Source organism: Roseicella sp. DB1501 (assembly GCF_013112485.1).
In the GTDB taxonomy this organism is placed as follows: Bacteria; Pseudomonadota; Alphaproteobacteria; order Acetobacterales; family Acetobacteraceae; genus Paracraurococcus.
Window position 1 is genome coordinate 50,142 of record NZ_JABFHG010000007.1, and the last position, 23,408, is coordinate 73,549.

Consider the following 23,408-nt stretch of genomic DNA (forward strand, 5'->3'; position numbering starts at 1 on the left):
TGACACGAGACGACGAGGTCGGGAGGCCCATGACTGAGGCCGATGCCACGCGACTGGCCGCCCTGCACCGCTACCGTCTCCTCGATACGCCGGAGGAGGGAGAGTTCCACCGCCTGGCCGGGCTGGCCTGCGACCTGCTGCAAACCGAGATCGCGGTGATCGCCGTGCTCGAGGCCGAGCGGCAATGGCCGGTCGCCCGCATCGGCCTGCGGGGCAAGGCCCCGCCCTGGCCGGCGGCGGCCTGGGCCGCGGCGCTGGCGGCGGCGCCGGGCCAGGTGGCGGTCGTGCCGGATGCCGGCCGGGACCCGCGCTTCGCCGAGGCGGTGCCGGCCGGGGCGGCGATCCGCTTCCTCGCCGGCGCGCCGCTGCGCCTGGCCGACGGCAAGGCCCATGGCAGCCTCTGCATCGCCTCCGCCGAGCCGCGGCCGGGCGGCCTCGACGAGAGGGACCGGCGGCGGCTGCTGACCCTGGCCGCCCTGGCGGCGGATGCGCTCGAGCTGCGGCTGCAGGCCCGGCGGGCGCAGGAGCTGGCGGAGTCCGAGGCGCGGCTGCGCCAAGCGCAGGAGGCGGCCGGGGTGGTCGCCTTCGAGGCGACCTCCGGCAGCAGCCCGGCGCATGCCCCGCTCGGCGCGCTGCGGCGGCTGCTCGGCCTCGCCGAGACGGCGCCGCTGACGCTGCGCGGCCTGGCGGTCTCCGCGCATCCCGAGGAACGGCCGCGGCTCGAGATGGTGGCCGCCCGGCTCGCCGCCGAGGGCGGCACGCTGCTCGAGGAATTCCGGGTGACGACGCGCGAGGGCGACGTCCTCTGGGCGCAGGTGCAGGGCGAGACGCATTTCGGCGCGCAGGAAGACCCGGCCGCCTGGCGGCTCTCCGGCCTGCTGCGCGACGTGACCGAGCGGCGCCGGGCCGATGAGCGGCAACTCTTCATGACGCGCGAGCTGGACCACCGCGCGAAGAACGCGCTCGCCGTCGTGCTGGCGGCGCTGCGGCTGACCCCGGCGGCCGATCCCCGCAGCTATGCCGCGGCGGTCGAGGGCCGGGTCGCGGCCCTGGCGCGGGCGCATACCCTGCTGACCGAGAAGCGCTGGGCCGGCGTCGAGCTGCGCGACCTGGTCGCCGGCGAGCTGCGGAACTTCCTCGGCGCGGCCGAGGCGGTGCCGCCGCCGCGGGCGAGCCTCGACGGCCCGCCGGTGCTGCTGCTGCCGCAGGCGGCGCAGCCCCTCTCCATGGCGCTGCACGAGCTGGCGACGAATGCGGTGAAGCACGGCGCGCTCTCGGCGCCGGGCGGCCGCATCGCCGTGGGCTGGGCGCTGGAGCCGGGGCGCATCGGGCTGCGGCTGCTCTGGGTCGAGACCGGCGGCCCGCCGCTGGCCGGCCCGCCGCCGCGGCCGCGCTTCGGCTCGCGCGTCATGCGGGGCACGGTGGTGGACCAGCTCGGCGGGCAGTTGCTGCTGCGCTGGCCGCAGAGCGGCCTCGTCTGCGAGATCGTGCTGCCGGCCGGGCGCGCCCTGGCCGATCCCGGCGCCGTCGGGCGGATCGGGCCCTGACACCGCCGCTCAGAGCGGGATGTCGACCTCGAGCAGCGGCGCGTGCTGCTGCGCGCCGTAGACATCCGTGTCGCCGATCTCGCCCGCCGGCACCAGCCGCGGCAGCGTCGCCTTGAAGGCGCGGCCGGCGGGATAGGGGGTGAACAGCACATCCGCCTCGGCGACGCCGTAGAGCCGGGCGAAGAGCGCCGGGCCGAGCACGCCGCTCGCCCGCACCCGCTCGAAGGTCGCGTCATCGGCGAAGACCACGTCGATGGTCAGCTCGAAGGGACCGGCATTCTTGCTCTTGCAGACCTGGGCGATGTCGCGGATCAGCGCCATGGCATTCCTCCCGCCTAAACCCGCTCATGCTCGATCGGAAACAGCGCGCAGGGGTCTGCGGTCTCCATCACATGCGCCATGCTGAAGCGGTAGACCTCGCCGGCCATGAGGTCGCTCGGCGAGAAGGGGATGGCCATGTTGCCCTCCTTGCAGAGCCTGCCGGGGAAATCGCAATGCAGCATCGAGGTGCGGGCGAGCGCGATGACGGCGGCGGCGATCTCGGCATCCTCGCCGACCACGTCGATCAGGAAGCCGATCTCGTGGCCGGGCGCCCCGCGCAGCGGCTCGCGCGCGCCCATCACCCCGTCCAGGCCGTAGCGATGAATGGTCAGGCGATAGGCCTCGGGCCCGATCTCGAGATCCCGCGCCTTCTCCGCCACCAGCGACCGTACCCGGTCGAGGAAGCCGGGAAGCTGGCCGATCAGCCCGGGGTCGCGCGTGCCGGCGAAGCTGACGGCGCGGTGGCCGAGCCGCTCCGCCGCCTCGAGCTTCACCGTGTAGGTCCCGGCCGGGTGCCAGCGCATGCCGGTGACGAGCGTCGCCTTCGGCGAGACCGCCTCGAAGCGGCATTCGCTGGTGTCGAGCACGCCGCCCGGCTCGACATGGCGGATCGGCGAGGCGTTCTCGTGCAGCGAATGGTTGGCGACCGAGAGCGGCGTGCAGGCGCGCTCGCCCATCGGCTCGCAGACCACGCCATCCTCGCGCACCGTCACCAGCAGGCAGTCCGGCCCCTTCGGCAGGGCCGGTGCGGCGCCGCATTCCAGCATCTTGCCGGCATACCAGGCCTGGGCCGGGGGAAGCTGCGCCCGCAGCGCATGCGCGGCGAAGGGCGCCGGGTCGGAGCTGCGGCCGCCGAGCACCACCTGCGCTCCCTCGTCGAGCGCCCGCATATAGGGCTCGGGCCCGCAAAGGCCGACGATGCGGGTGGCGCGCTCGATGGTCTCCTCGGCGAGCGGCGGCATGCGGCCGAGCGGATGGACGCGGCCCTCGCGCAGGCCCTCCTGGACGCGCGCCTTCGGCTGCTCGCTGTGGATGAGCGCCATCGGGAAGTGCAGCCCCTCCTCGCGCGCGATGTCGCGGACCATCTGCGCGACGAGCTGCAGATGCGGCTCGCCGCCGGCGCCGCCGCAGGTGCCGATCAGCATGGGCAGCCGGTGCGCCACGGCGGCGCGCAGCATCAGCCGCAGGTCGCGCTTCATGGCGCGGAGCGAGACGAAGGGCTTGCCGCTGCCGAGATAGTAGGGACCGGGATCGCTGCTGCCGCCATCGCAGCCGAGCATGTCGACGCCGCGCGCGAGCGCCGCCTGCAGCGCCGCCTCCGGATAGCCGTAGCCCAGGATGCCGCTGACCGAGACCATGCGGGTTTCGCGCATCGCCGCGTCTCCTTCCCCTCCCGGCCCGCGGGCCGGGGCGTCAGCATGCGTCGCCTGGGGGGCGAGGAATAGCCCCACCATTTACTAGCTTCCTCATTATTCTCACACCTTCTAGACTCGCCGCATGCGGGACGGGACCACCCTCGCCCATGCCCAGTGGCGGCTCGGCATTCTCATTGCGCAGATCGCGCGGCGATGGCGCGCGAGGCTCGACCAGCGGATTGCGGAATTCGGGCTGACCGAGGCGCGTTGGCTGGCCCTGCTGGCCATCTCCCGCGACGGCGAGGGAATGACCCAGAAGGACCTGGCCGGCCGGCTGCTGATCGAGGGCCCGACCCTGGTCCGCACCCTCGACTGGCTGGAGGGCGAGAGCCTGGTCGAGCGGCGGGAGGCGCCGCATGACCGCCGCGCCAAGACCCTCCACCTCACCGCCCAGGCACGGCCGCTGATCCACCGGATCGAGGCGGCGGCGACGGGGGTACGGGCGGAGATCCTGTCCGGCATCCCGGAGGCGGACCTCGCCGCCTGCCTGCAGGTGTTGGAGCGGGTGGCGCAGGGCCTCGCCATCGCCAGCCCACCGCCGCCGCCGGAAGCCGTGCCGGGCAGCCGAACGGCCTGACACCATCCGATGACCGTGGCACGGCTGCGACAATGGTGGGCGGACCTGCTCGCCGCCTTCTGGGTGCGGCCGGCGGCGATGACGCTCGCCGCCGTGCTGCTGGCCGGGCTGCTGGTCCAGGCCGAGGGGGTGGCGCTGCCCGGCTGGGTGGAGGGCTGGGTCTATGCCGGCGGCGCCTCCGGGGCGCGCGACATGCTCGGCACGGTGGCCGCGGCGATGATCGGCGTCGCCGGCACGGTCTTCTCCATCACCGTCGCGGCGCTGACCCTCGCCTCCAACCAGATGGGGCCGCGGCTGCTGCGCAATTTCACCCGCGATGCGGGCAACCAGTATGCCCTCGGCGCCCTGCTCGCCACCTTCGCCTATGCCCTGGTCGTCCTGCGCTCGGTGCGGGATGCGGCGGAGGGGGCCTTCGTGCCGCAACTCGCCGTCTCCGGGGCGCTGCTGCTCGCCTTCCTCTGCATCGGGGTGCTGATCTGGTTCCTCCACCACCTCGCCACCTCGATCAATGTCGAGCATGTGGTGGCGCTGGTGCAGGCCGACCTGTCGCGGGCGCTGGCGCGGCTGCCGCGGCGCGAGGCGGACGAGCCCTGCCAGGAGGAGGAGCCGGCGCCGCCGTCCCCGGCGGAGGCGGCGGTGCTGCTCGCCCCGGCCGGCGGCTATCTCCGGGTCTTCGACGACGCCGCGCTCGCCGCCTGGGCGGCGGAGCGGGATGCGGTGCTGCACCTGCGCCTGCGCGCCGGCGACTTCGTCTTCCCCGGCAGCGCCGTCGGCCGGGTCGCGCCGCCGGCGCTGCGGGAGGCGGCGCAGGAGGCGCTCGACGGCGCGCTGTCCCTCGGGAACCGTCGCAGCACGGAGCAGGACCTAGAATTCGTCGTCCGGCAGCTGGTCGAGATCGGGCTGCGCGCCCTCTCCCCCGGCATCAACGACCCCTTCACCGCCATTGCCGTCCTCGACCGGCTGGGCGCGGCGCTCTGCCAGCTCGCCGGCTACCGCCTGCCCTCCGGCTGCATCCGGCATGACGGGCAGCCCCGGCTCTGGCGCCGCGCGACCGACTATGCCGGGTTGCTCGACGCCATGTTCCACCCGATCCGGCAGGACGGCGCCGGGGCGGCGCCGGTGATGATCCGCCTGCTCGAGGTGCTCGCCGAGGTCGCCGCCGTCGAGGCGGATCCGGCGCGCCGGGCGGCGCTCCGCCGGCATGTCGGGCTGGCGCATGATGCGGCGACCGCCGGGACGCCGGATGCGGCGGCCCGGGCGACGATCGAGGATCGCCACCGCGCGGCCCTCGCCGCCCTCGCGGCGCCGGCCGAGGGCCGGCCGGAGGCGCCCGGCTGAGGCGCCGCCCCTGACGGCGCCCTTGACGCCGCCGCGCCGCCGGGCCGATTTGGCGGCGCAAGCCGGACCCTGCCATGACCGCCGACGAGACCACCGCCCGCCTCATCGCCCATCCCCGCTTCCGCGAGGCGGTCGCCACCCTGGCGCGCGAGCACGACCGGATGGTCGAGGACATCGTCACCCTGACCGAGATCCCCTCGCCGCCCTTCGGCGAGGCCGCGCGCGCCGCCGCCTATCTGGAGATGCTGCAGGCGCATGGGCTCGAGGAAGTGGAGCAGGATGCGGTCGGCAACGTCATGGGCCGCCGGCGCGGCACCGGCAATGGCGGGACGGTGGTGGTCGCGGCGCATCTCGACACCGTCTTCCCGGCCGGCACCGATGTGCGGGTGCGGCGGGAGGGCACGCGGCTCTTCGCGCCGGGCGTCGGGGACGACACGCGCAGCCTCGCCGTCATCCTCGCCTTCCTGCGCGCCATGGACGCCGCCGGCCTGCGGACCCGCGCCGACCTGCTCATCCTCGGCGATGTCGGCGAGGAGGGGGCGGGCGACCTGCGCGGCGTGCGGCATTTCTTCACCGAGGGCCGGCATCGCGGCCGGGTGGAGGCCTTCTTCACCGTCGACAGCCCGGAGGTCGACCGCATCGTCACCGGCGGCATCGGCAGCAAGCGCTGGCGCATCGCCTTCCGCGGCCCGGGCGGGCACAGCTTCGGCGCCTTCGGCCTGGTGAACCCGGCCTATGCCCTGGCCCGCGCGACGCTGACCCTGGCCGGGCTGCCGGCGCCGGCCGATACCCATACCACCCATTGCGTCAGCCGGATCGGCGGCGGCACCTCCGTCAACGCCATCCCCGACGAGGTCTGGATGGAGGTCGACCTGCGCAGCCGCTCGCCCGAGGTGCTGGCGCGGCTGGAAAGCGGCTTCCTTGCCGGGGTCGAGGCGGCGGCCGCGGCCGAGAACGACGCCCGCTCGGTCCGCGAGGGCGGCATCACGGTCGAGCGGATCCCGATCGGCGACCGCCCGGCCGGCCATACCCCGCCCGATGCCGCGATCGTCCGCCTCGCCACCGCCGCCGTGGCCGCGCAGGGCTTCACCCCGCGGCACGAATATTCCTCGACCGATGCCAATATCCCGATGAGCCTCGGCATCCCGGCGATCAAGATCGGCTCGGGTGGGCGCGGCGGCCGGGCGCATTCGCTCGAGGAATGGATCGATGTCGAACCGGGCGAGAGCCTGCGCGGCATGGCGGCGAGCCTCGCCGCGATCCTGGCGGTGGCCGGGATCGAGGAGGGCTGACGCCAACGCCTCGGTCCCCTGGCCGGTCCGAGGCCCGAACGGCGCGCCATGCGGTCATGCATGGAGGCCTTTGGTACAAGCGAAGCGATCCTGCCATCTTCCGGCCATGCCGGCGCGGCACATCCTCGCCGCCCCGATCCGGACCGCCCCCGCACAGTCGAGGAGTAGACCGCTTGGCCCCGGCCAGCCTGGACCCGCCGATTGCCCGCCGCCCCACCTCAAGCTCCTGGGCCGCGCTCGTCATCGCCATCCTGGCCTCCCAGGCCGGCCAGGTGCTGCTGAAGCTCGGCGCCCTCGACCTGCCGCCGCTCGAGGCCTCGCCGCTGGCCAGCCTGCTGGCGCAGCTGCTGCGGCCGCAGACCATCCTCGGCCTCGGCTGCTACGGCTGCGGCACGCTGTTCTACGTGGTGGCGCTCCGCCGCATCCCGATGTCAGTCGCCGCCCCCTGCACCGCCATCTCCTATGTCTCGGCGACGCTGTTCGGCGTGCTGCTGTTCCATGAGGCGCTGTCGCCGATGAAGCTCGGCGGCCTGGCGCTGGTCTGCCTCGGCGTCGTGCTGCTCGCCGATTTCGCCGTCCGCCGGCCGGAGCTCAGCGGGCCAGAGCCAGCAATCTCCGCATCGCGGTAGGCAGGGCGGCATCAGCCTCGGCGAGCGGCCGCATCTCGGCCCCGTCCGGCGGGGCGACCCGCGGCACGGTGGCGGCGAGCAGCGCCATCTCCAGCTCGAAATGCGTGAAGCCGTGCCGGGCGAGGCCGGGCAGGCGGCGCCAGGCGAGGCCCGGCAGCGGCGCGAAGGGCAGCGCCTCCGCCTCCGTCCAGGGCGCGTCGCGCCAGGGGGTGCCGGGGATCTCCAGCATCCCGCCGAGCAGCCCGCGCGGCGGCCGCCGCCGCAGCAGGATCCGCCCCGCCGCATCGGCGAGCAGGAAATGCACCCCCTGCCGCAAGGGCCGCGCCCGCTTCGGCGCCTTGCGCGGCAGCGTCTCCTGGATGCCCCGGCGCTGCGCCGCGCAATCCTCGCGCCAGGGGCAGAGGGCACAGGCCGGGCTGCGCGGCGTGCAGAGCGTGGCGCCGAGATCGAACAGCGCCTGGGCGAAGTCGCCGGGCCGCGCCCGCGCCGCGGCATCCGCCATGAACCCCTCGGCGAGCGCGGCGAGGCGGGGCCTGGCCGCCGGCAGCGGCGCCTCCTCGGCGGCCAGCCGCGCCACCACCCGCTCGACATTGCCATCGACCGGCACCACCGGCTGGTCGAAGGCGATGGCGGCGACGGCGGCCGCGGTATAGGCGCCGATCCCCGGCAGCTCGCGCAGCGCCGCCGCCTCCCGCGGGAAGCCGCCGCGCGCCGCGACGATCCGGGCGCAGGCATGCAGGTTGCGCGCCCGGGCGTAGTAGCCGAGCCCGGCCCATTCCTCCATCACCGCCGCCTCGGGCGCCGCGGCCAGCGCCTCGACGCTGGGGAAGCGGGCGAGGAAGCGGGCGAAGCGCGGCCCGACCGCGGCGACGGTGGTCTGCTGCAGCATCACTTCCGACAGCCAGACCTGATAGGGTTCGGGCCGGCCGCCCTCCGGCGTGCGGAAGGGCAGCAGGCGGCGATGGCGGTCGTACCAGGCGAGCAGCGGCGCGGCGGGCGCCAAGGAGCCGGCCAGGGGAGCGGCGGGGGATGCGGGCATATGGGGCAGGATAGAGCGGATCGCCGGAGGGCGGGCACGTCCGGAGGCGTGAATCCGCTCGCAACAGGGGACAAGGCGGATCGCCGGAGGGTGGGCACGCCCGGAGGCGTGAATCCGCTCGCAGAAGGGAACAAGGCGGAGCGCCGGAAGGCCAACGGCGAGGCGGCCGGCGCGGGACGCAGCCCGCCCGGACCCGCCCCCGCCCCGTCTCCTCGGCGCGACGGCTTCACCCCCGCCCGCTCGCCCTATGGGCCGCGTCCGCTCGGCGCCCTGATCCCGGCGCTGACCCGCCCGGCCTTCCGCAAGCGCAGCCCGGCGGCGGCGCAGCTCATGGCCGACTGGACCGAGGCGGTGGGCCCGGCGCTCGCGGCGGTCACCACCCCGCGTCGCTTCACCGCCGGCACGCTGACCATCGCCTGCGCCGGGCCGGTCGCCATGGAGCTGACGCATCTCGCGCCGCAGCTCGTGGACCGGATCAACGCGCATCTCGGCCGGATGCTGGTCGAGCGCCTGCGCTTCGTGCAGCAGCAGCCGGCGGCGGGCCCGCCCGCCCGCCGGGGACCGGCCGCCGCGCCGCTGCCCGAGGCGGTGGAGCGGGCCGTCTCGGCGGTCCCGGGCGAGGAGTTGCGCGCGGCGCTGGCAAAGCTCGGCCGGGGCGTCTATCGAAATCGTCCCTGACCGCGCCTGCGGCCGGAGTCGACGCCGCATCGGGGCATGCTTCGCCCGGACCGGGTCCGGCGCATGCCCCAGGGCATTGTTGGATCGCGTGCTGCGCGCCTCGCGGTGATCCCGCCGCAGGCGGCCACGCCCTGGAACGGAGGCCGCATGCGCCTGCCCCGCCGAAGCCTGCTGGCCGCCACGGCCTTCGTCCCGCTCGCCGCCCGAGCCCAGGCACAGAGCCCGGGAAGCGACCCGCGCCTCGCCGAGCGCGGCGCCGGCAAGCCGGATGCCCCGGTGAAGGTGATCGAGTTCTTCTCCCTCACCTGCAGCCATTGCGCCGCCTTCAGCCGCGAGACCTTCCCGCGCGTGCAGAAGGAGCTGATCGATACCGGCCTGGTGCGCATGATCTGGCGCGACTTCCCGCTCGACCAGCTCGCCCTGGCCGCCGCCGCCGTCGCCCGCTCCCTGCCGCCGGAGCGCTATGAGGGCTTCGTCAACGCCCTCTTCGCCACCCAGGACCGCTGGGCCTTCACCCGCGGCGATCCGCTGGCCGAGCTGGCGAAGATGGCCGCGCTCGCCGGCATGCCGAAATCCCAGTTCGACCAGGCGGTGCAGGACGACCGACTGAAGCGGGCGATCATGGAGGAGCGCGCCAGGGCGGAGAAGGAGTTCAACGTCCAGGCCACGCCGAGCTTCTCCTTCCAGGGCAGGCGCACGATCAACCAGTCCGGCGCCATGGGCTTCGAGCGCTTCCAGGAGCTGGTGCAGGAGGTGAAGCCGGCGTGAGCGGCGAGAGCGGCGGCCCCTCCCGGGACGGCGTGCCGGGGGACGATGCGGCGGCGCCCGAGATGGAGACCGGCGCGGATACCGCCGAGCGGGCGGCGCTGCGCGCGACCCTTGCCCGGCTGCGCATCGCCGGCTTCAAGAGCTTCGCCGAGCCCACCACGGTCGAGGTGCTGCCGGGGCTGACCGGCATCGTCGGGCCGAATGGCTGCGGCAAGTCGAACGTGGTCGAGGCGCTGCGCTGGGCGATGGGCGAGACCTCGGCCCGCTCGATGCGCGGCGGCGAGATGGAGGACGTCATCTTCGCCGGCACCGCGACCCGGCCGGGCCGCAACCTCGCCGAGGTGACGCTGTACCTGGAGGAGGCGACCGGCCTCGCCCCGCCGCCGAATGCCGAGGCCGAGGATCTCGAGATCATCCGCCGCATCGCCCGCGGCGAGGGCAGCTCCTTCCGGGTGAACGGCCGCGAGGTCCGGGCGCGCGATGTCCAGACCATGTTCGCCGATATCGGCTCCGGCGCCCGCGCCTCGGCCATGGTCAGCCAGGGCAAGGTCGCCGCCATGATCGGCGCCAAGCCGGAGGAACGCCGGCAGGTGCTGGAGGAGGCGGCCGGCATCAGCGGGCTGCGCGCCCGCCGGCACGAGGCGGAGCTGAAGCTGCGCCAGGCCGAGGCCAACCTCACCCGCGCCGAGGATCTGCTCGGCCAGCTCGAGGTGCAGCGCAACGGGCTGCAGCGCCAGGCGCGGCAGGCCAACCGCTACCGCAACCTCTCCGGCCTGGTGCGCCAGGCCGAGGCGGAATGGCTGGCGCTGCTGACCGCCCGCGCCGAGGCGGCGCTGGCGCATGCCCAGGCCGGCTTCGAGACCGCCGCCGCGACCACCCGCCGCGCCGAGGCCGAGGCCGAGGCGGCGGCGATCCGCAGCTTCGAGGCGGAGAAGGCGCTGCCGGCGCCGCGCGAGGCCGAGGCGCTGGCGCGCACCGTGCTGGAGCGGCGCCGGGTCGAGAGCGAGGGGCTGGAGGCGGAGGAGCGCCGCGCCCGCGCCGCGCTGGAGGCGGCCGCGGCGCGGCTCGCCCAGATCGAGCGCGACCTGGCGCATGCCCGGGGCGTCGAGGCGGATGCCGCCTCCGCCGAGGCGCGGCTCGCGGCCGAGCGGGCGTCGCTCGACGAAGCGGCCCGCACCCTGCCCAACCGGCTCGCCGCGGCGGAAGCGGCCTTGCAGGAGGCCGCCGAGGCCGCCCGCGCCGCCGAGCGCAGCGCCAACCTCGCCACCGAGGAGGCGGCGGCGCTGGCCGCTCGGGTGAATGCCGCCGCCGCCGCCCTGGACACGGCCGGGCAGCGCGCCCGGCGCCTCGGCGGCCAGCGCGAGGCGATCGCCGCCGAGCATGCCGCGGCGCTGGCCGCGCGGGTGGCCCCGGAGCGCCTCGCCGCCGCCCAGGCCGCGGTCACGGGCGCCGAGCAGGGCTTCGCCGCGGCGCGCGCGGCGCTGGCCGAGGCCGAGGCGGCGCGGGCCGCGGCGCAGGAGGCGCATGCCGCCGCCCGGCGCGAGGCGGGCGTCGCCGAGGCTGAGGCCGGCCGGGCCCATGCCGCCCTCGCCGAGGCCGAGCAGCGGGCCAGTCGCATCGCGGCGCAGCACGCCGCCATCGCCCGCGACCATGCGGCGGCCGAGGCGGCGCTGGTCCCCGGCAGCCGGTTGCAGGCGGCCGAGGCGGCCGCCGTGGCGGCCGAGGCCGAGCTCGAGACCCGCCGCGCCGCGCTGGAAGCGGCCGAGGCCGCCCGCGCCGCGGCGCAGGAGGCGCATGCCGCCGCCCGCCGCCGCATCGCCGATGCCGAGGCGCTGCGCGAGCGCGCCGCCGCCGAGGCCGCCACCACGGCGCAGCGCGCCGCCCAGCTGCGCGAGCAGCATGCCCGCCTCGCCGAGCAACGCGAGGCCGCGCGGGCCGCCGGCCTCCCGGCCGGGCGGGTCGCGGCGGCGCAGCAGGAGGCGCAGGCGGCCGAGGCGGCGCTTGCCGCCGCCCTGCAGGCGGTGACCGAGGCCGAGGCCGGCCGCGCCGCCGCCGCCGAGGCGCATGGCGCGGCCCGCGCCGCCGCCGCCGAGGCGGAAGGGGCCGAGGCGCGGGCGCTGGCCGAGGCGCAGGCGCTCGGCGAGACGCTGGCCGCCAATGCCGCCGCCGGCAGCACCGCGCCGCCGGTGCTCGATGCCATCCGCGTGCCGCCCGGGCTGGAAGCGGCGCTCGGCGCCGCGCTGGGCGAGGCGCTCGACAGCCCGCTCGATCCGGACGCCGCCCGGCACTGGCGCGCCCTCCCCCCCTTCGCCGCGCCGCCCGCCCTGCCGGCGGCGGTGCAGCCCCTCGCCGCGATGGTCGAGGCGCCGCCGGCCCTGGCGCGGGCCCTGTCGCAGATCGGCCTGCTGCCGGAGGGTGCCGAGGGGGCGGCGCTGCAATCCGCCCTCGCCCCCGGCCAGGCGCTGGTCGCGCGCGACGGCGCGGTCTGGCGCTGGGACGGGCATACCGCCCGGGCCGATGCGCCGAATCCCGGCGCGACGCGCCTCGCCCTGCGCAACCGCCTGCACGCCGCCGAGGCCCGGCTGGCGGGCAGCCGCGCCGCCACCGAGGCCGCCCGCGCCGCCCGGCAGCGGGCCGAGCGGGAGGAGGCCGAGGCCATCGCCGCCGAGGCCGCGCAGCGGGAGACGCGCCGCGCCGCCGAAGCGCGCCTCGCCGCCGCGCGCGCCGAGGCGAGCCGGCTGGCCGCCGCCGCCGCCGAGGCGGAGAGCCGGCTCTCGGCGCTGGAGCCGCAGCTCGCCCGGCTGGCCGGGGAGCATGCCGAGGCCGAGGCCGCCGCCGAGGTGGCCGCCGCCGCGCTGCAAGCCCTGCCCGCCCCCGAGGCGGCGATCGCCGAATACGACGCGGCGGCCCGCGCCGAGACCGCCGCCGCCGCCGCCGAGGCCGAGGCGCGCGACGCTCGGGCCGAGGCGGAGATGGGGTTGCAGCGCGCCCGCAGCGCCGCCGCCGCCCTCGCCGCCAGCGCCGCCCAGGCGGAAAGCCGGCGCGGCGCCCTGGCGCCGCAGCTCGAGCGGCTCGGCACCGAGGCTGCCGAGGCCGAGGCGGCGTTCCAGGCGGCCCGCGAGGCCCTCGCCGGCCTGCCCGAGCTCGCCGCGCTGCGTGCCGCCGCCGCCGCGACCGAGGCCGAGGATGCCGCGGCCGTCGCCGCCGAGGCCGCGGCGCGCGAGGCCCGCACCCGCGCCGAGGCGGCGCTGGAGACGGCGCGCGAGGCGGCGGCGCGGCTCGCGGCCGAGGCCGCCCAGGCGGAAAGCCGCGTCGAGGCGCTGGCGCCGCAGCTCGCCCGCATCGCCGCCGAGGCCGAGGAGGCCGAGGCGGCGCGGGCCGAGGCGGCGGCGAGCCAGGCCGCGCTGCCGGCGCTGGAGGCGATCCGCGCCGGGGTGGAGACGGCCCGCGGCGCGCTCTCCGCCGCCCGGGCCGGCGAGGTCGGCGCGCTCGAGGCGGTGGCCGGGCTGCGGGCGGAGCGCGACCGGATCGCCGCCCGCCGCACCGCCGCCGAGGCCGAGCAGGCGGGCTGGACCACCCGGCGCGAGGATGCCGCCGCCCGGCGCGCGGCGCTGGAGGCGCGCGCCGCCGAGGCGCGGGCCGAGCATGACGGCCTCGCCGCGCTACCCGAGGCCGCCGCCGCCCGGCATCGGCAGGCCGGAACGGCGCTGGCCGAGGTGGAGGCGGCGCATGTCGCCGCCGCGGCGGCGCTGACGGCGGCCGAGACCGAGCGGCGCGAGGCGGCCGAGGCGCGGCGCGCGGCGGATGCCGCCTTCGCCGCGGCGCGCGAGGCGCAGCTCCGCGCCGAGGGCGCCGCCGAGCAGGCTGCCACCGCCGCCGAGGCGGTGCGCGGGCGGGTGGTGGAGCGGCTCGGCGAGGATGCCGCCCTGCCGGAGCCCGGCGAGCTCTCCGACGCCGCCGAGGACCGGGCGCGCCGCAAGCTGGAGCGCCTGGCGAAGGAGCGGGAGGAGATGGGCCCGGTCAATCTCCGCGCCGATGTCGAGATGGGCGAGATCGAGGGGCGGATCGCCGAGATCACCCGCGAGCGCGAGGAGATCGGCGCTGCCATCGCCAAGCTGCGCGGCTCGATCGGGCATATCAACCGTGAGGGCCGCGAGCGGCTGCGGACCATCTTCGACCGGGTGAACCGGGAGTTCATCGACCTCTTCACCCGGCTCTTCGGCGGCGGACGGGCGCATCTCGCCCTGGTCGGCTCGGAGGACCCGCTGGAGGCGGGGCTCGAGATCTATGCCGAGCCGCCGGGCAAGCGGCTCGCCGCCCTCTCCCTGCTCTCGGGCGGCGAGCAGGCGCTGACCGCCCTCTCCCTCATCTTCGCCGTCTTCCGCTGCCATCCGGCGCCGGTCTGCGTGCTGGACGAGGTGGACGCGCCGCTCGACGACGCCAATGTCGAGCGGCTCTGCGACCTGCTCGATGCCATGGCGATCGAGAGCGGCACCCGCTTCCTGGTGGTGACGCACCATCCGCTGACCATGGCGCGCATGCACCGGCTCTACGGCGTGACGATGCAGGAGCGCGGGGTGAGCCGGCTGCTGAGCGTCGATCTCGGCCGGGCGGTGGAGATGGTGGACGGGGGCGCGCCGGGCGGGACGGTGCAGGCGGCGGAATAGGCGCCCGCCGCGGCGAGGTTCATAATTTGTTCTTGAACTCCCCCACCCTTCTCGGCGCAGACTGCCGGGAAGAGGAGGCCATCCCATGCCCGTCGCCCCCATCCCGCCCGGCTATCCGACCGTGATCCCCTATCTCGCCATCGACGGCGCCGCCCGCGCCCTCGCCTGGTATGCCGAGGCCCTCGGCGCCACCGAGCGCATGCGGCTCGAGGCGCCGGGCGGCCGGATCGGACATGCCGAGATCGCCATCGGCGACAGCCTGGTCATGCTGGCCGATCCCTGGCCGGAGGGCGACTTCATCGCCCCGGCGGGCGAGACGGCCTCGGTCGGCCTGCATCTCTATGTCGAGGATGCCGATGCCCTCTTCGCCCGGGCGGTCGGTGCCGGGGCGGAGGCGCTGCGGCCGATGGAGACGCAGTTCTACGGCGACCGGATCGGCACGCTGCGCGATCCCTTCGGGCATCGCTGGTTCATCGCCACGCATGTCGAGAACGTGCCGCCGGAGGAGATCGCCCGCCGGGCCAGGGCGATGTTCGGCGGGTGATGCCGGGCACCCGCTGGCCCAACCTGCGGCCCGCAGGGCCGGGCGCCCGACCGGGCGCCGCGCCGAGTGGCGGGAAGCCAGGCCGTGCGAAGGCACGGCGCCCGGCGACTGAGGCGCAGGGCGGCTTCACCGTCCTGCGCGCGGTATCGGTCGCCGCCGTCGCGGCATCGTCACCGCGCGCCGCTTGATCCCGCGAGCCGCCGGACGATTGCTGCCCTATGCCATTCCGCCGGCCCTTCCGAGTCTTCGAACGCCTGGTCGACCCCGTCGCCCCGCCCGGCAGCCCGGCCGGGCGGCTGCTCGGCACGCCGGTCCCCGAGACGGCGCCGCCGCACCGGCTGCTCGGCTTCTACTGGCACTTCCTGCGGCAGACCCGGGCGCTGTTCCTCGCCCTCTTCGGCGCGGGGATGCTGGTGGCGCTGCTCGACGCCGCCATCCCGGCCATGATCGGCAGGCTGGTCGGGCTGCTGGGCACGCATGCGCGGGACCAGCTCTGGGCCGAGGCCTGGCCGCTGCTGCTCGGCATGGGCGCCGTCATGCTGCTCGGCCGGCCGGTGGCGCTGTTGCTACAGAACCTGATCACCCAACAGGGCATCAACGGCAACGTCACCAGCATGATCCGCTGGCAGAGCCACTGGCAGGTGGTGCGCCAGGGCTTGCCCTTCTTCCAGGAGGATTTCGCCGGGCGCATCGCCAACCGCGTCATGCAGGCCGGGCCGGCGCTGCGCGAGAGCGTGGTGCAGGTGATCAACGCCGTCTGGTACATCCTGGTCTACGGCACCGCGGCGCTGCTGCTGCTCGCCGGCACCGACTGGCGCCTCGCCCTGCCGATCGCCGCCTGGTTCCCGCTCTACGCCCTGCTGCTGCGCTTCCTGGTGCCGCGGATGCGCGAGCGCTCGCGCCGCGCCGCGGAGCAGCGCAGCCTGCTCACCGGGCGCATCGTCGACAGCTACACCAACATCCAGACGGTGAAGCTGTTCGCCCGGGCGCGGGAGGAGGATGCCTTCATCCGCGACGGGGTGCTCGGCCTGACCGAAGCCTTCCAGCGGCAGATGCGCCTCGTCACCTTCAACGGCTTCGCCCTCGCCACGCTGAACGCCGCCATGATCACCGCCATGGCGGCGATCGCGGTCTGGCTCTGGACCCGCGGGGCGATCGAGGTGGCGGCCGTCGCCACCGCCCTGCCGATGGCCTGGCAGATCGCCAACATCTCCGGCTGGGTGGCCTTCAACGTCACCGCCATCTTCGAGAATCTCGGCGTGGTGCAGGAGAGCATGGGCTCCATCGCCGTGCCGCCGACCGCGCCTGACCCGCCGGGGGCGGTGCCGCTCCGCGTCCCGCGCGGCGAGGTGCGCTTCGAGCGGGTGCGCTTCGGCTACGGACGGGAGACCGGGGTGATCCAGGACCTCGACCTCCGCATCGCACCGGGCGAGCGGGTCGGGCTGGTCGGGCATTCCGGCGCCGGCAAGTCGACGCTGGTGAACCTGCTGCTCGGCTTCTTCCGGCCGGAGGAGGGGCGCATCCTGGTGGACGGCCAGGACATCGCCGGGGTCACGCTGGAGAGCCTGCGGGCGGCGATCGGGGTGGTGACGCAGGACACCGCGCTGCTGCACCGCTCGATCCGCGACAACATCCGCTACGGCCGGCCGGAGGCGACGATGGCCGAGGTGGAGGCCGCCGCGGCGCGGTCGCATGCCGATGCCTTCATCCGCGACCTGCAGGACTGGCGCGGCCGTACCGGCTACGAGGCGCAGGTCGGCGAGCGCGGGGTGAAGCTCTCGGGCGGCCAGCGGCAGCGCATCGCCATCGCCCGGGTGCTGCTGAAGGATGCGCCGATCCTGGTGCTGGACGAGGCGACGAGCGCCCTCGACTCCGAGGTGGAGGCGGCAATCCAGGAGCAGCTCGGCACGCTGATGCAGGGCAAGACCGTGCTCGCCATCGCGCACCGGCTCTCCACCCTCTCGCGCATGGACCGGCTGGTGGTGCTGCAGCACGGGCGGATCGTCGAGGAGGGCACCCATGCGGCGCTGCTGCGGCGGGACGGCACCTATGCCCGGCTCTGGCGGCAGCAGAGCGGGGCCTTCGCGGGAGTCTAGGCGGGGTCCTCCCATCGGGGCATTCCCCGCTGCCGGCGGGGCGCCACCGCCGGCCGCGCGCGTTGCGCGGGCCAGCCGTTCCGCGCATTCTGCTGCGGCAACGACCTTCGGGAGCAATCTCCAGGATGAATCGCCGCCGCCTGCTCGCAAGCGGCGCCGCTGGTGCCGCCGGCGCCGCGACGCTCGCCACGCCCAACCTCGCCTCGGCGCAGCCGCGCCTCCGCTGGCGCTGCCCGGGCAGCTTCCCGAAATCCCTCGACACCCTTTACGGCACCCAGGAATACATCGCCCGGCGCGTTTCGGAGATGACCGACGGCGCCTTCCAGATCCAGGTCTTCGGCCCGGGCGAGCTGGTGCCCGCCTTGCAGGTGCTGGACGCGGTCGGCGCCGGCACTGTCGAGTGCGGCTTCACCAGCGGCTACTACTACCTGGGCAAGGACCCCTCCCTCGCCATCGTCACCTGTATCCCCTTCGGCCTCTCCTCCCGCCAGCACTGGGCCTGGCTGACCCATGGCGGGGCGCGGGAGCTCTATGCCGAGGTCTATCGCGACCAGGGCGTGGTCGGCATCCCGGCCGGCAACACCGCGGCGCAGATGGGCGGCTGGTTCAGGAAGGAGATCAAGTCGGTCGAGGACCTGAAGGGGCTGAAATTCCGCATCGCCGGCTATGGCGGCAACGTGCTCGGCAAGCTCGGCGTGGTGACGCAACAGATCGGCGGCCCGGACATCTACCCGGCGCTGGAGCGCGGGGTGATCGACGGCGCCGAATGGGTCGGGCCCTATGACGACGAGAAGCTCGGCTTCAACCGCGTCGCCCAGTTCTATTACTACCCCGGCTGGTGGGAGTACTCGCCCTCCATCGACATGATGGTGAACGCCAAGGCCTATGAGGAGCTGCCGGCGCAGTACAAGGCCGTGCTGAACGCCGCCTGCACCGAGAGCTGGCATTGGATGGCGGCGCGCTACGACGTGCTGAACCCGGCGGCGCTGCGGCGGCTGCTCGCCTCCGGCACCCAGCTCCGCGGCTTCCCGCGCGACGTGCTGCAGGCCTGCTACAAGGCGACGCAGGAGCTCTATGCCGAGCTCGGCGAGCAGAACCCGCGCTTCAAGCGGCTGCATGCGAAGTGGGACGCCTTCCGCATCGAGCAGACGCAGTGGCTGCGCGTGGCGGAGGACAGCCTCGGGAACTTCCTCGCGGTGCAGACGGCGCAACGCTGAGCAGCCTGGCGGACCGGTGGCGATCCTTGCGCTCGCCGCACGGTTCGTGATCGACTCGGGCAGGCCGCCGAGGCAGGGCGGCCCCGCCGAAGCCAGGGAGAGAACATTGTCCATGAACCGCCGCGGCCTGCTGGCCGCGGGCGCCGCCGGCACTGCGCTGGCCGCCCCGAACCTCGCCGCCGCCCAGGCCCAGGTCATGTGGCGCTGCGCCGGCAGCTTCCCGAAATCCACCGATGTCCTCTGGGGCGTGCAGGAGATGATCGCCCGCCGGGTCGGCGAGCTGACCGGCGGCGCCTTCCAAATCCGTCCCTTCGCGGCCGGCGAGCTGGTGCCGGCGCTGCAGGTGATGGACGCCGTCGGCGCCGGCACCATCGAGTGCGGCTACACCGCCGCCTACTACTACATCGGCAAGGACCCGACGCTCGGCTTCGGCTCGGTCATGCCCTTCGGCATGAACACCCGCCAGCATCTGGCCTGGATCCACCAGGGCGGCGGCCGCGAGCTGATGGAGGAGGTCTACCGCGACCAGGGCGTGGTCCCCCTGCCCTGCAGCAACACCGGCGCGCAGATGGGCGGCTGGCTGCGCAAGGAGATCAAGTCGGTTGAGGACCTGAAAGGGCTGAAATTCCGCATCGCCGGCCTCGCCGGCACGGTGCTGACCAAGCTCGGCGTCGTCGCGCAGCAGCTCGGCGCAGCCGATATCTATCCGGCGCTCGAGCGCGGCGTGGTGGACGGGGCCGAATGGGTCGGGCCGCATGACGACGAGAAGCTCGGCCTCCATCGCATCGCGCCCTACTACTACTATCCCGGCTGGTGGGAGCCCTGCTCCGAGGGCGAAATCATGGTCAATGCCCGGGCCTGGGAAGCGCTGCCGAAGCAATACCAGCAGGCGCTGGAGGTGGCGACGGGCGAAAGCCAGGTCTGGAGCACCTCGCGCTACGACATGCTGAACGTGCAGGCGCTGCGCCGGATGGTGGGCGGCGGCACCCAGCTCCGCGCCTATCCGCGGGACGTGCTGCAGGTCTGCTACAAGGCGACGCAGGACACCTATGCCGAGATGGGTGAGCGCAACCCGCGCTTCCGCAAGGTGCATGCCGGCTGGGACCGCTTCCGCCGCGACACCCAGGCCTGGTTCCGCGTCGCCGAGGACAGCAGCGCCAATTTCCTGGCGCTGGTCGAGCGGGGCTGAGCCACGCGGCGCGGGCCCTGATGCGGGGACGCATCAGGGCCACCGGCCCTACTTATCCTTCAGCCGCACGTGCCGCAGCGCAAAGTAGTTGTCCGGCGTCTGCACCACCTCGGCCGTGTTGCGCGCCGCCCAGACGATCTGCTGCTGGTGCAGCGGGATGTAGAGCGCCTCGTCGCGCACGATGCGGCCGACCTCGTTGATCATGCCCTGGCGCTTCGCGGCATCGGTCTCGACCGCGATGAGATCGGTCAGTTCGTCGATGCGGGCGTTGGCGATGCCGCCGTTGTTGAAGTTGCCGCGCGCCTTGCCGTCGCGAGAGGCGATGAGGTTGAAGATGGCGTTGTGCGCATCGCCCGTCGCCGGGGTCCAGCCCAGCAGGTAGAAGCTGGTGTTGTAGCGCGGCGCGTTGATCTCGGCGAAGTAGCGGGCGCGGGTCTGGGCGTTCAGCGTCACCTTCATGCCGATGCGCGCCAGCATGGAGACGATGGCGGTGCAGATCGCCTCGTCATTCACGTAGCGGTCGTTCGGGCAGTCCATGGTCACGCCGAAGCCGTCCGGATAGCCCGCCTCGGCCAGCAGCTTCTTCGCGCCGGCGGCATCGAGCGGCAGGCGCTTGTCCTCCGCCTCGACATAGCCGTTGACGCCCGGCCCCCACATCAGCCCGGTCGGGTGCGACTGGCCGCGCATGACGGTGCGGTGGATGGCGTTGATGTCGATCGCCTGGTACAGGGCGCGCCGGACGCGGGCATCCTTGAAGGGATTCTTGCCCTTCACGTCGCTCTTCAGCAGCTCCGGCCGCAGCTGGTCCATGCCGAGATAGATGGTCCGCAGCTCCGGCCCCTGGATGATGCGCACGCCCTGGCTGTTGCCGATGCGCGTCACGTCCTGCGGCGGCACGGTGTAGACGAAATCCACCTCGCCCGAGAGCAGCGCCGCGACGCGCGTCGCGTCGTTGGCGATGATGTTGAGCTCGGCCCGCTCGATGTTGTGGGTCGGCTTGTCCCACCAGCCGGGGTTGCGCTCCAGCACCGTTTTGCGGTCGGGCTCGCGGCTGACCAGGCGGAAGGGTCCGGTGCCCATGGCGTTGCGGGTGGCGAAATTCTCCTCCCGGCTCGTCAGGTCGGCGGGCTTGGTGGCGTTGTTCTTCTCCGCCCAGGCCTTCGACATGATCGCCCAGGTGGTGATCTCCTGCAGCAGGATCGGGTCGGGGGCGAGGGTCTCGATCTCGACCGTGTGGTCGTTGACCTTGCGCACCTCCTTCACCGAGGAGAGCACGGCGGCGAGGTTCGAGCCCGTGGCGCGCACGCGCTCGGCGCTGAAGACCACGTCCTCGGCGGTGAAGGGCGTGCCGTCGGAGAATTTCACGCCCTGGCGCAGGTGGAAGCGCCAGATGGTGGGCGAGGGCTGCTCCCAGCGCTCGGCCAGCGCCGGCTCGATCCCCATCTCCTTGTTCCGCCGCACCAGCGGCTCGTAGATATTGGCGTTGAAGGAGAGCAGGAAGGTTTCGTTGCGCCCGTAGGGGTCCATCGAATTGACGTCGCCGTCATTGGCCCAGCGGAAGACCAGGGCGCCGGCCGGCGCGGGGATGGCGAGGGCGGTGCCGCAGAGCAGCGCGGCGGCGAGGGCGAGGCGACGCATGTCTTCTGGTTCTCCCAGCGCGGTCGAGGCGCGGGACGGTATCGCGACCGCCGCGAACCGGCAACGTCCGGTGGAGAACTCCGTTTGCCGTCAAGGCCATGGACGCGAAAAGGGGGCCTTGCGGCCCCCGATCCACCGGCTCAGATCCGCAACCGGGCCACAAGCTTGGCCCAGCGACCAACCCTCAGGCGCGCAGTGCCCGCGGCAGGTCGGCAACGGCGCTGTCGATCAGCCTGGCATCGGCCTCGGCCGTCACGCGGTCGGCGATGACCCGGCGCGCCGCGGCGGTGGCGATCTCGGCCGCCGCCTCGCGGACCTCGGCCACCGCGCCGGCCTCGGCCGCCGCGATGCGGTCCATCGCCATGCGCTCGCGCCGCTTGGCCGACGCCTCGGCCTCGGCGGCCGCGCTCTCGGCGACCCGCTCCGCCTCGGCCCGCGCCCGGGCCAGCAGCGCCTCGGCCTCCTTCAGCGCCGCGGCGCGATCGGCCTCGGCCTGCTTCAGCATGGCCTCCGCCTCCTCGCGCAGCCGCGCCGCCTCGGAGAGCTCGGCGCGCACCTTCTCGGCCCGCGCGTCGAGCGAGGCGGTGAGCTGCGCCCAGGCCTTCCGGCCGACCAGCAGCACGAAGATGATGAAGCTGACCGCCACCCAGAAGCGCGGGTCGAGCCAGAAATGCTCCGCGTGATGCATCAGGCCCGCCCTCGCGCTGCCAGTTCGGCCCCGACCGCCTGGTCGACTGCCGCGCGGTCGGCGCCGCCGGTCAGCCGCTTGACGAGGGCTTCGGCCGTGTCGGCGGCGACGCTGCGCAGCGCCGCCATCGCCGAATCGCGCGACGCCGCGATGCGCTGCTCGGCTTCCTCGATCTGGGCGTTCAGCCGGGCATTGAGCGCCTCGGCCTTCTCGGCTGCCTCGGCCTGGGCATGCTGCGTCGCGCTGGTCACGGCGGCCTGCGCCTCGGCGCGCGCCCTCGCCGTCGCGGCCTCATGCTCCGCCAGGGCGGCGTCGGCCCGCTGCTTGGCGGCCTGCGCCTGCTCGAGGTCGCCCTCGATACGGGCGCGCCGCGTCTCCAGCACCTGCGCCACGCCCGGCAGCGCATAGGTTGCCATGACGTAGTAGAGGATGCCGAAGATGATGAAGAGCCAGACGATGCTGGCGATCAGGAAACGGCCCTGCTCGGGGTGCCCGAAGGCCAGCTGAGGCATGCCGGGGACCGGCTCGGCCAAATGCGGTTCGGCCGCCAGGGCAAGGCATGGCACGAAGGCCAGCACCGCCGCGGCGAGCAGGAGCCAAGGCTTCAGGGCCCGAGGCTTCACGGGAAATCTCCTCACCTGGATGGACGCGGATGCGCGCCCGCCATGAGCGGCGGACGCGCCGGGCGACCTCAGGTGAACAGGATGAGGAAGGCGATCAGCAGGGCGAAGAGCGCAACCGCCTCGGTCAGCGCGAAGCCCAGGATGCCGATCGGGAAGACCGCGTCGCGGGCGCCCGGGTTGCGGGCGACGGAGGAGACCATCGCCGAGAAGATGTTGCCGATGCCAACGCCGACGCCGGCGAGAGCAATGACGGCGAGGCCGGCCCCGAGGGCCTTCGCGGCGAGAACGTCCATGGGGTCTTTCCTTGTCCTTGGTGGGATAGAGAGGGTGGTGAAGATAACCCGCCGGCGGCGGCGCGCCTGCCTTAGTGCAGGTGCACCGCGTCGTGCAGGTAGATGCTGGTGAGGATGGCGAAGACATAGGCCTGCAGGAAGGCCACCAGCAATTCGAAGCCGACCAGCGCGACGTTCACCGCGAGCGGCAGGGTGGCGCCGAGGATGCCGAGCACCCCGGCGGCGCCGCCGATCATCACCACGAAGGCGGCGAAGACCTCGAGCATGACGTGGCCGGCGACCATGTTGGCGAAGAGACGGACCGAGAGGCTGACCGGCCGCGAGAGATAGGAGATGATCTCGATCGGGATGATCAGCGGCGCCAGCGCCTTGGGCGCCCCTTCGGGGAAGAAGTAGCTGAAGAAGTGCAGCCCGTGGATCGACAGCGCCACGATGGTGACGATGACGAAGACCAGCGCCGCCAGCCCGAAGGTCACCGCGATATGGCTGGTGAAGGCGAAGCCGTAGGGCAGCAGGCCGAGCAAGTTGCCCAGCAGGATGAACATGAAGAGCGAGAAGATGAAGGGGAAGTAGCGCTTCCCCTCATCGCCGATCTGCCCGACCGCGAGGTCGTGGACGAATTCATAGGCGCTCTCGGCCATGGCCTGCAGCCGGCCGGGCACGATGGCGCGGCGCGACATGCCCCACATCATCAGCAGGGTCACCACGCCGACGGCCAGCAGCATGTGCGCGGTGGACTGGGTGAAGCCCACGGAGTTGCCGACCGCGCCCAGCACGGGAGTCAGCGAGAACTGGCTGAGCGCGTCGATCGAATTGCCTTCGGCGGCCACTGTCGGCTCCCAAGCCCCG

The 23,408-nt window shown here is 74.3% G+C and carries 20 protein-coding genes; 12 read left to right on the forward strand and 8 right to left on the reverse strand.

Going from position 1 to position 23,408, the window contains the following annotated elements; translation table 11 throughout:
- Positions 1-29 precede the first annotated feature (29 nt).
- Positions 30-1,547 (forward strand): HWE histidine kinase domain-containing protein, encoded by a 1,518-nt coding sequence (locus HJG45_RS14960; protein ID WP_171612913.1) that lies wholly within the window; start codon positions 30-32, stop codon positions 1,545-1,547.
- A 9-nt stretch (positions 1,548-1,556) separates the two neighbouring features.
- On the opposite strand, the gene HJG45_RS14965 is transcribed toward HJG45_RS14960, so the two are convergent.
- Both HJG45_RS14965 and HJG45_RS14970 read right to left on the reverse strand, forming a co-directional pair.
- Positions 1,557-1,868: a DUF4387 domain-containing protein gene (locus HJG45_RS14965; RefSeq protein WP_171612914.1), complete on the reverse strand. Its 312-nt coding sequence runs from the start codon at positions 1,866-1,868 to the stop codon at positions 1,557-1,559.
- 14 nt (positions 1,869-1,882) lie between these two features.
- Complete coding sequence (locus HJG45_RS14970; protein WP_254452541.1) at positions 1,883-3,241, reverse strand: acyclic terpene utilization AtuA family protein; 1,359 nt, start codon at positions 3,239-3,241, stop codon at positions 1,883-1,885.
- A 124-nt stretch (positions 3,242-3,365) separates the two neighbouring features.
- Here HJG45_RS14970 and HJG45_RS14975 point away from each other — a divergent pair, with 124 nt between their 5' ends.
- From HJG45_RS14975 to HJG45_RS14990, 4 genes are all read left to right on the forward strand, one after another.
- Positions 3,366-3,860, forward strand: a complete 495-nt coding sequence (locus tag HJG45_RS14975) for a MarR family transcriptional regulator (RefSeq protein WP_171612915.1) — start codon at positions 3,366-3,368, stop codon at positions 3,858-3,860.
- Between the two features lie 9 nt (positions 3,861-3,869).
- Positions 3,870-5,198: a DUF2254 domain-containing protein gene (locus HJG45_RS14980; RefSeq protein ID WP_171612916.1), complete on the forward strand. Its 1,329-nt coding sequence runs from the start codon at positions 3,870-3,872 to the stop codon at positions 5,196-5,198.
- A gap of 74 nt (positions 5,199-5,272) precedes the next feature.
- Entirely contained in the window at positions 5,273-6,490 is a 1,218-nt protein-coding gene (locus HJG45_RS14985) for a M20/M25/M40 family metallo-hydrolase (protein WP_171612917.1), read from the forward strand.
- Between the two features lie 173 nt (positions 6,491-6,663).
- The gene (locus HJG45_RS14990) at positions 6,664-7,119 is read left to right on the forward strand and encodes a multidrug efflux SMR transporter (protein ID WP_254452542.1); all 456 of its coding nucleotides are present in this window, start codon (positions 6,664-6,666) and stop codon (positions 7,117-7,119) included.
- On the opposite strand, the gene HJG45_RS14995 is transcribed toward HJG45_RS14990, so the two are convergent.
- Positions 7,082-8,158, reverse strand: coding sequence for an A/G-specific adenine glycosylase (locus HJG45_RS14995; protein WP_171612919.1), 1,077 nt, complete (start codon positions 8,156-8,158; stop codon positions 7,082-7,084). The two genes, HJG45_RS14990 and HJG45_RS14995, sit on opposite strands and share 38 nt — an antisense overlap.
- Positions 8,159-8,266: 108 nt before the next feature.
- Between HJG45_RS14995 and HJG45_RS28815 the strand changes: the two genes are divergently transcribed.
- From HJG45_RS28815 to HJG45_RS15030, 7 genes are all read left to right on the forward strand, one after another.
- Positions 8,267-8,836, forward strand: a complete 570-nt coding sequence (locus tag HJG45_RS28815; RefSeq protein WP_368040597.1) for a DUF721 domain-containing protein — start codon at positions 8,267-8,269, stop codon at positions 8,834-8,836.
- A 147-nt stretch (positions 8,837-8,983) separates the two neighbouring features.
- The gene (locus HJG45_RS15005; protein ID WP_171612921.1) at positions 8,984-9,604 is read left to right on the forward strand and encodes a thioredoxin domain-containing protein; all 621 of its coding nucleotides are present in this window, start codon (positions 8,984-8,986) and stop codon (positions 9,602-9,604) included.
- On the forward strand, positions 9,601-14,271 hold the full coding sequence (locus HJG45_RS15010) for an AAA family ATPase (RefSeq protein WP_171612922.1): 4,671 nt from the start codon (positions 9,601-9,603) through the stop codon (positions 14,269-14,271). Before HJG45_RS15005 ends, HJG45_RS15010 begins: the two co-directional genes overlap by 4 nt.
- Before the next feature lie 85 nt (positions 14,272-14,356).
- Positions 14,357-14,815, forward strand: coding sequence for a VOC family protein (locus HJG45_RS15015; protein ID WP_171612923.1), 459 nt, complete (start codon positions 14,357-14,359; stop codon positions 14,813-14,815).
- Between the two features lie 218 nt (positions 14,816-15,033).
- Complete coding sequence (locus HJG45_RS15020) at positions 15,034-16,911, forward strand: ABC transporter ATP-binding protein (RefSeq protein ID WP_171612924.1); 1,878 nt, start codon at positions 15,034-15,036, stop codon at positions 16,909-16,911.
- Between the two features lie 125 nt (positions 16,912-17,036).
- Positions 17,037-18,128 (forward strand): TRAP transporter substrate-binding protein, encoded by a 1,092-nt coding sequence (locus HJG45_RS15025; protein WP_171612925.1) that lies wholly within the window; start codon positions 17,037-17,039, stop codon positions 18,126-18,128.
- 112 nt (positions 18,129-18,240) lie between these two features.
- Positions 18,241-19,317: a TRAP transporter substrate-binding protein gene (locus tag HJG45_RS15030; RefSeq protein WP_171612926.1), complete on the forward strand. Its 1,077-nt coding sequence runs from the start codon at positions 18,241-18,243 to the stop codon at positions 19,315-19,317.
- Positions 19,318-19,365: 48 nt separating this feature from the next.
- Here HJG45_RS15030 and HJG45_RS15035 read toward each other — a convergent pair whose 3' ends face one another.
- The 5 genes from HJG45_RS15035 to HJG45_RS15055 all read right to left on the reverse strand — a co-directional run bounded on the left by HJG45_RS15035 (position 19,366) and on the right by HJG45_RS15055 (position 23,389).
- A complete protein-coding gene (locus HJG45_RS15035; RefSeq protein ID WP_171612927.1) occupies positions 19,366-20,955 on the reverse strand; it encodes an ABC transporter substrate-binding protein in 1,590 nt (529 codons plus the stop codon).
- A gap of 184 nt (positions 20,956-21,139) precedes the next feature.
- Positions 21,140-21,643 (reverse strand): F0F1 ATP synthase subunit B, encoded by a 504-nt coding sequence (locus tag HJG45_RS15040; protein WP_171612928.1) that lies wholly within the window; start codon positions 21,641-21,643, stop codon positions 21,140-21,142.
- The gene (locus tag HJG45_RS15045; RefSeq protein ID WP_368040598.1) at positions 21,643-22,266 is read right to left on the reverse strand and encodes a F0F1 ATP synthase subunit B'; all 624 of its coding nucleotides are present in this window, start codon (positions 22,264-22,266) and stop codon (positions 21,643-21,645) included. Before HJG45_RS15045 ends, HJG45_RS15040 begins: the two co-directional genes overlap by 1 nt.
- A gap of 68 nt (positions 22,267-22,334) precedes the next feature.
- A complete protein-coding gene (locus HJG45_RS15050) occupies positions 22,335-22,559 on the reverse strand; it encodes an ATP synthase subunit C family protein (RefSeq protein WP_111471394.1) in 225 nt (74 codons plus the stop codon).
- Between the two features lie 71 nt (positions 22,560-22,630).
- Entirely contained in the window at positions 22,631-23,389 is a 759-nt protein-coding gene (locus HJG45_RS15055) for a F0F1 ATP synthase subunit A (RefSeq protein WP_171612929.1), read from the reverse strand.
- Between the last annotated feature and the right edge of the window lie 19 nt (positions 23,390-23,408).

Coding starts and splice junctions, on each gene's coding strand:
- HJG45_RS15030 (WP_171612926.1), top strand. CDS start 18,241: ATGAACCGCCGCGGCCTGCTGGCCGCGGGCGCCGCCGGCACTGCGCTG.
- HJG45_RS14980 (WP_171612916.1), top strand. CDS start 3,870: ATGACCGTGGCACGGCTGCGACAATGGTGGGCGGACCTGCTCGCCGCC.
- HJG45_RS15025 (WP_171612925.1), top strand. CDS start 17,037: ATGAATCGCCGCCGCCTGCTCGCAAGCGGCGCCGCTGGTGCCGCCGGC.
- HJG45_RS15015 (WP_171612923.1), top strand. CDS start 14,357: ATGCCCGTCGCCCCCATCCCGCCCGGCTATCCGACCGTGATCCCCTAT.
- HJG45_RS14975 (WP_171612915.1), top strand. CDS start 3,366: ATGCGGGACGGGACCACCCTCGCCCATGCCCAGTGGCGGCTCGGCATT.
- HJG45_RS15020 (WP_171612924.1), top strand. CDS start 15,034: ATGCCATTCCGCCGGCCCTTCCGAGTCTTCGAACGCCTGGTCGACCCC.
- HJG45_RS14965 (WP_171612914.1), bottom strand. CDS start 1,868: ATGGCGCTGATCCGCGACATCGCCCAGGTCTGCAAGAGCAAGAATGCC.
- HJG45_RS14985 (WP_171612917.1), top strand. CDS start 5,273: ATGACCGCCGACGAGACCACCGCCCGCCTCATCGCCCATCCCCGCTTC.
- HJG45_RS14960 (WP_171612913.1), top strand. CDS start 30: ATGACTGAGGCCGATGCCACGCGACTGGCCGCCCTGCACCGCTACCGT.
- HJG45_RS15050 (WP_111471394.1), bottom strand. CDS start 22,559: ATGGACGTTCTCGCCGCGAAGGCCCTCGGGGCCGGCCTCGCCGTCATT.
- HJG45_RS15035 (WP_171612927.1), bottom strand. CDS start 20,955: ATGCGTCGCCTCGCCCTCGCCGCCGCGCTGCTCTGCGGCACCGCCCTC.
- HJG45_RS14995 (WP_171612919.1), bottom strand. CDS start 8,158: ATGCCCGCATCCCCCGCCGCTCCCCTGGCCGGCTCCTTGGCGCCCGCC.
- HJG45_RS15040 (WP_171612928.1), bottom strand. CDS start 21,643: ATGCATCACGCGGAGCATTTCTGGCTCGACCCGCGCTTCTGGGTGGCG.
- HJG45_RS15005 (WP_171612921.1), top strand. CDS start 8,984: ATGCGCCTGCCCCGCCGAAGCCTGCTGGCCGCCACGGCCTTCGTCCCG.
- HJG45_RS14970 (WP_254452541.1), bottom strand. CDS start 3,241: ATGCGCGAAACCCGCATGGTCTCGGTCAGCGGCATCCTGGGCTACGGC.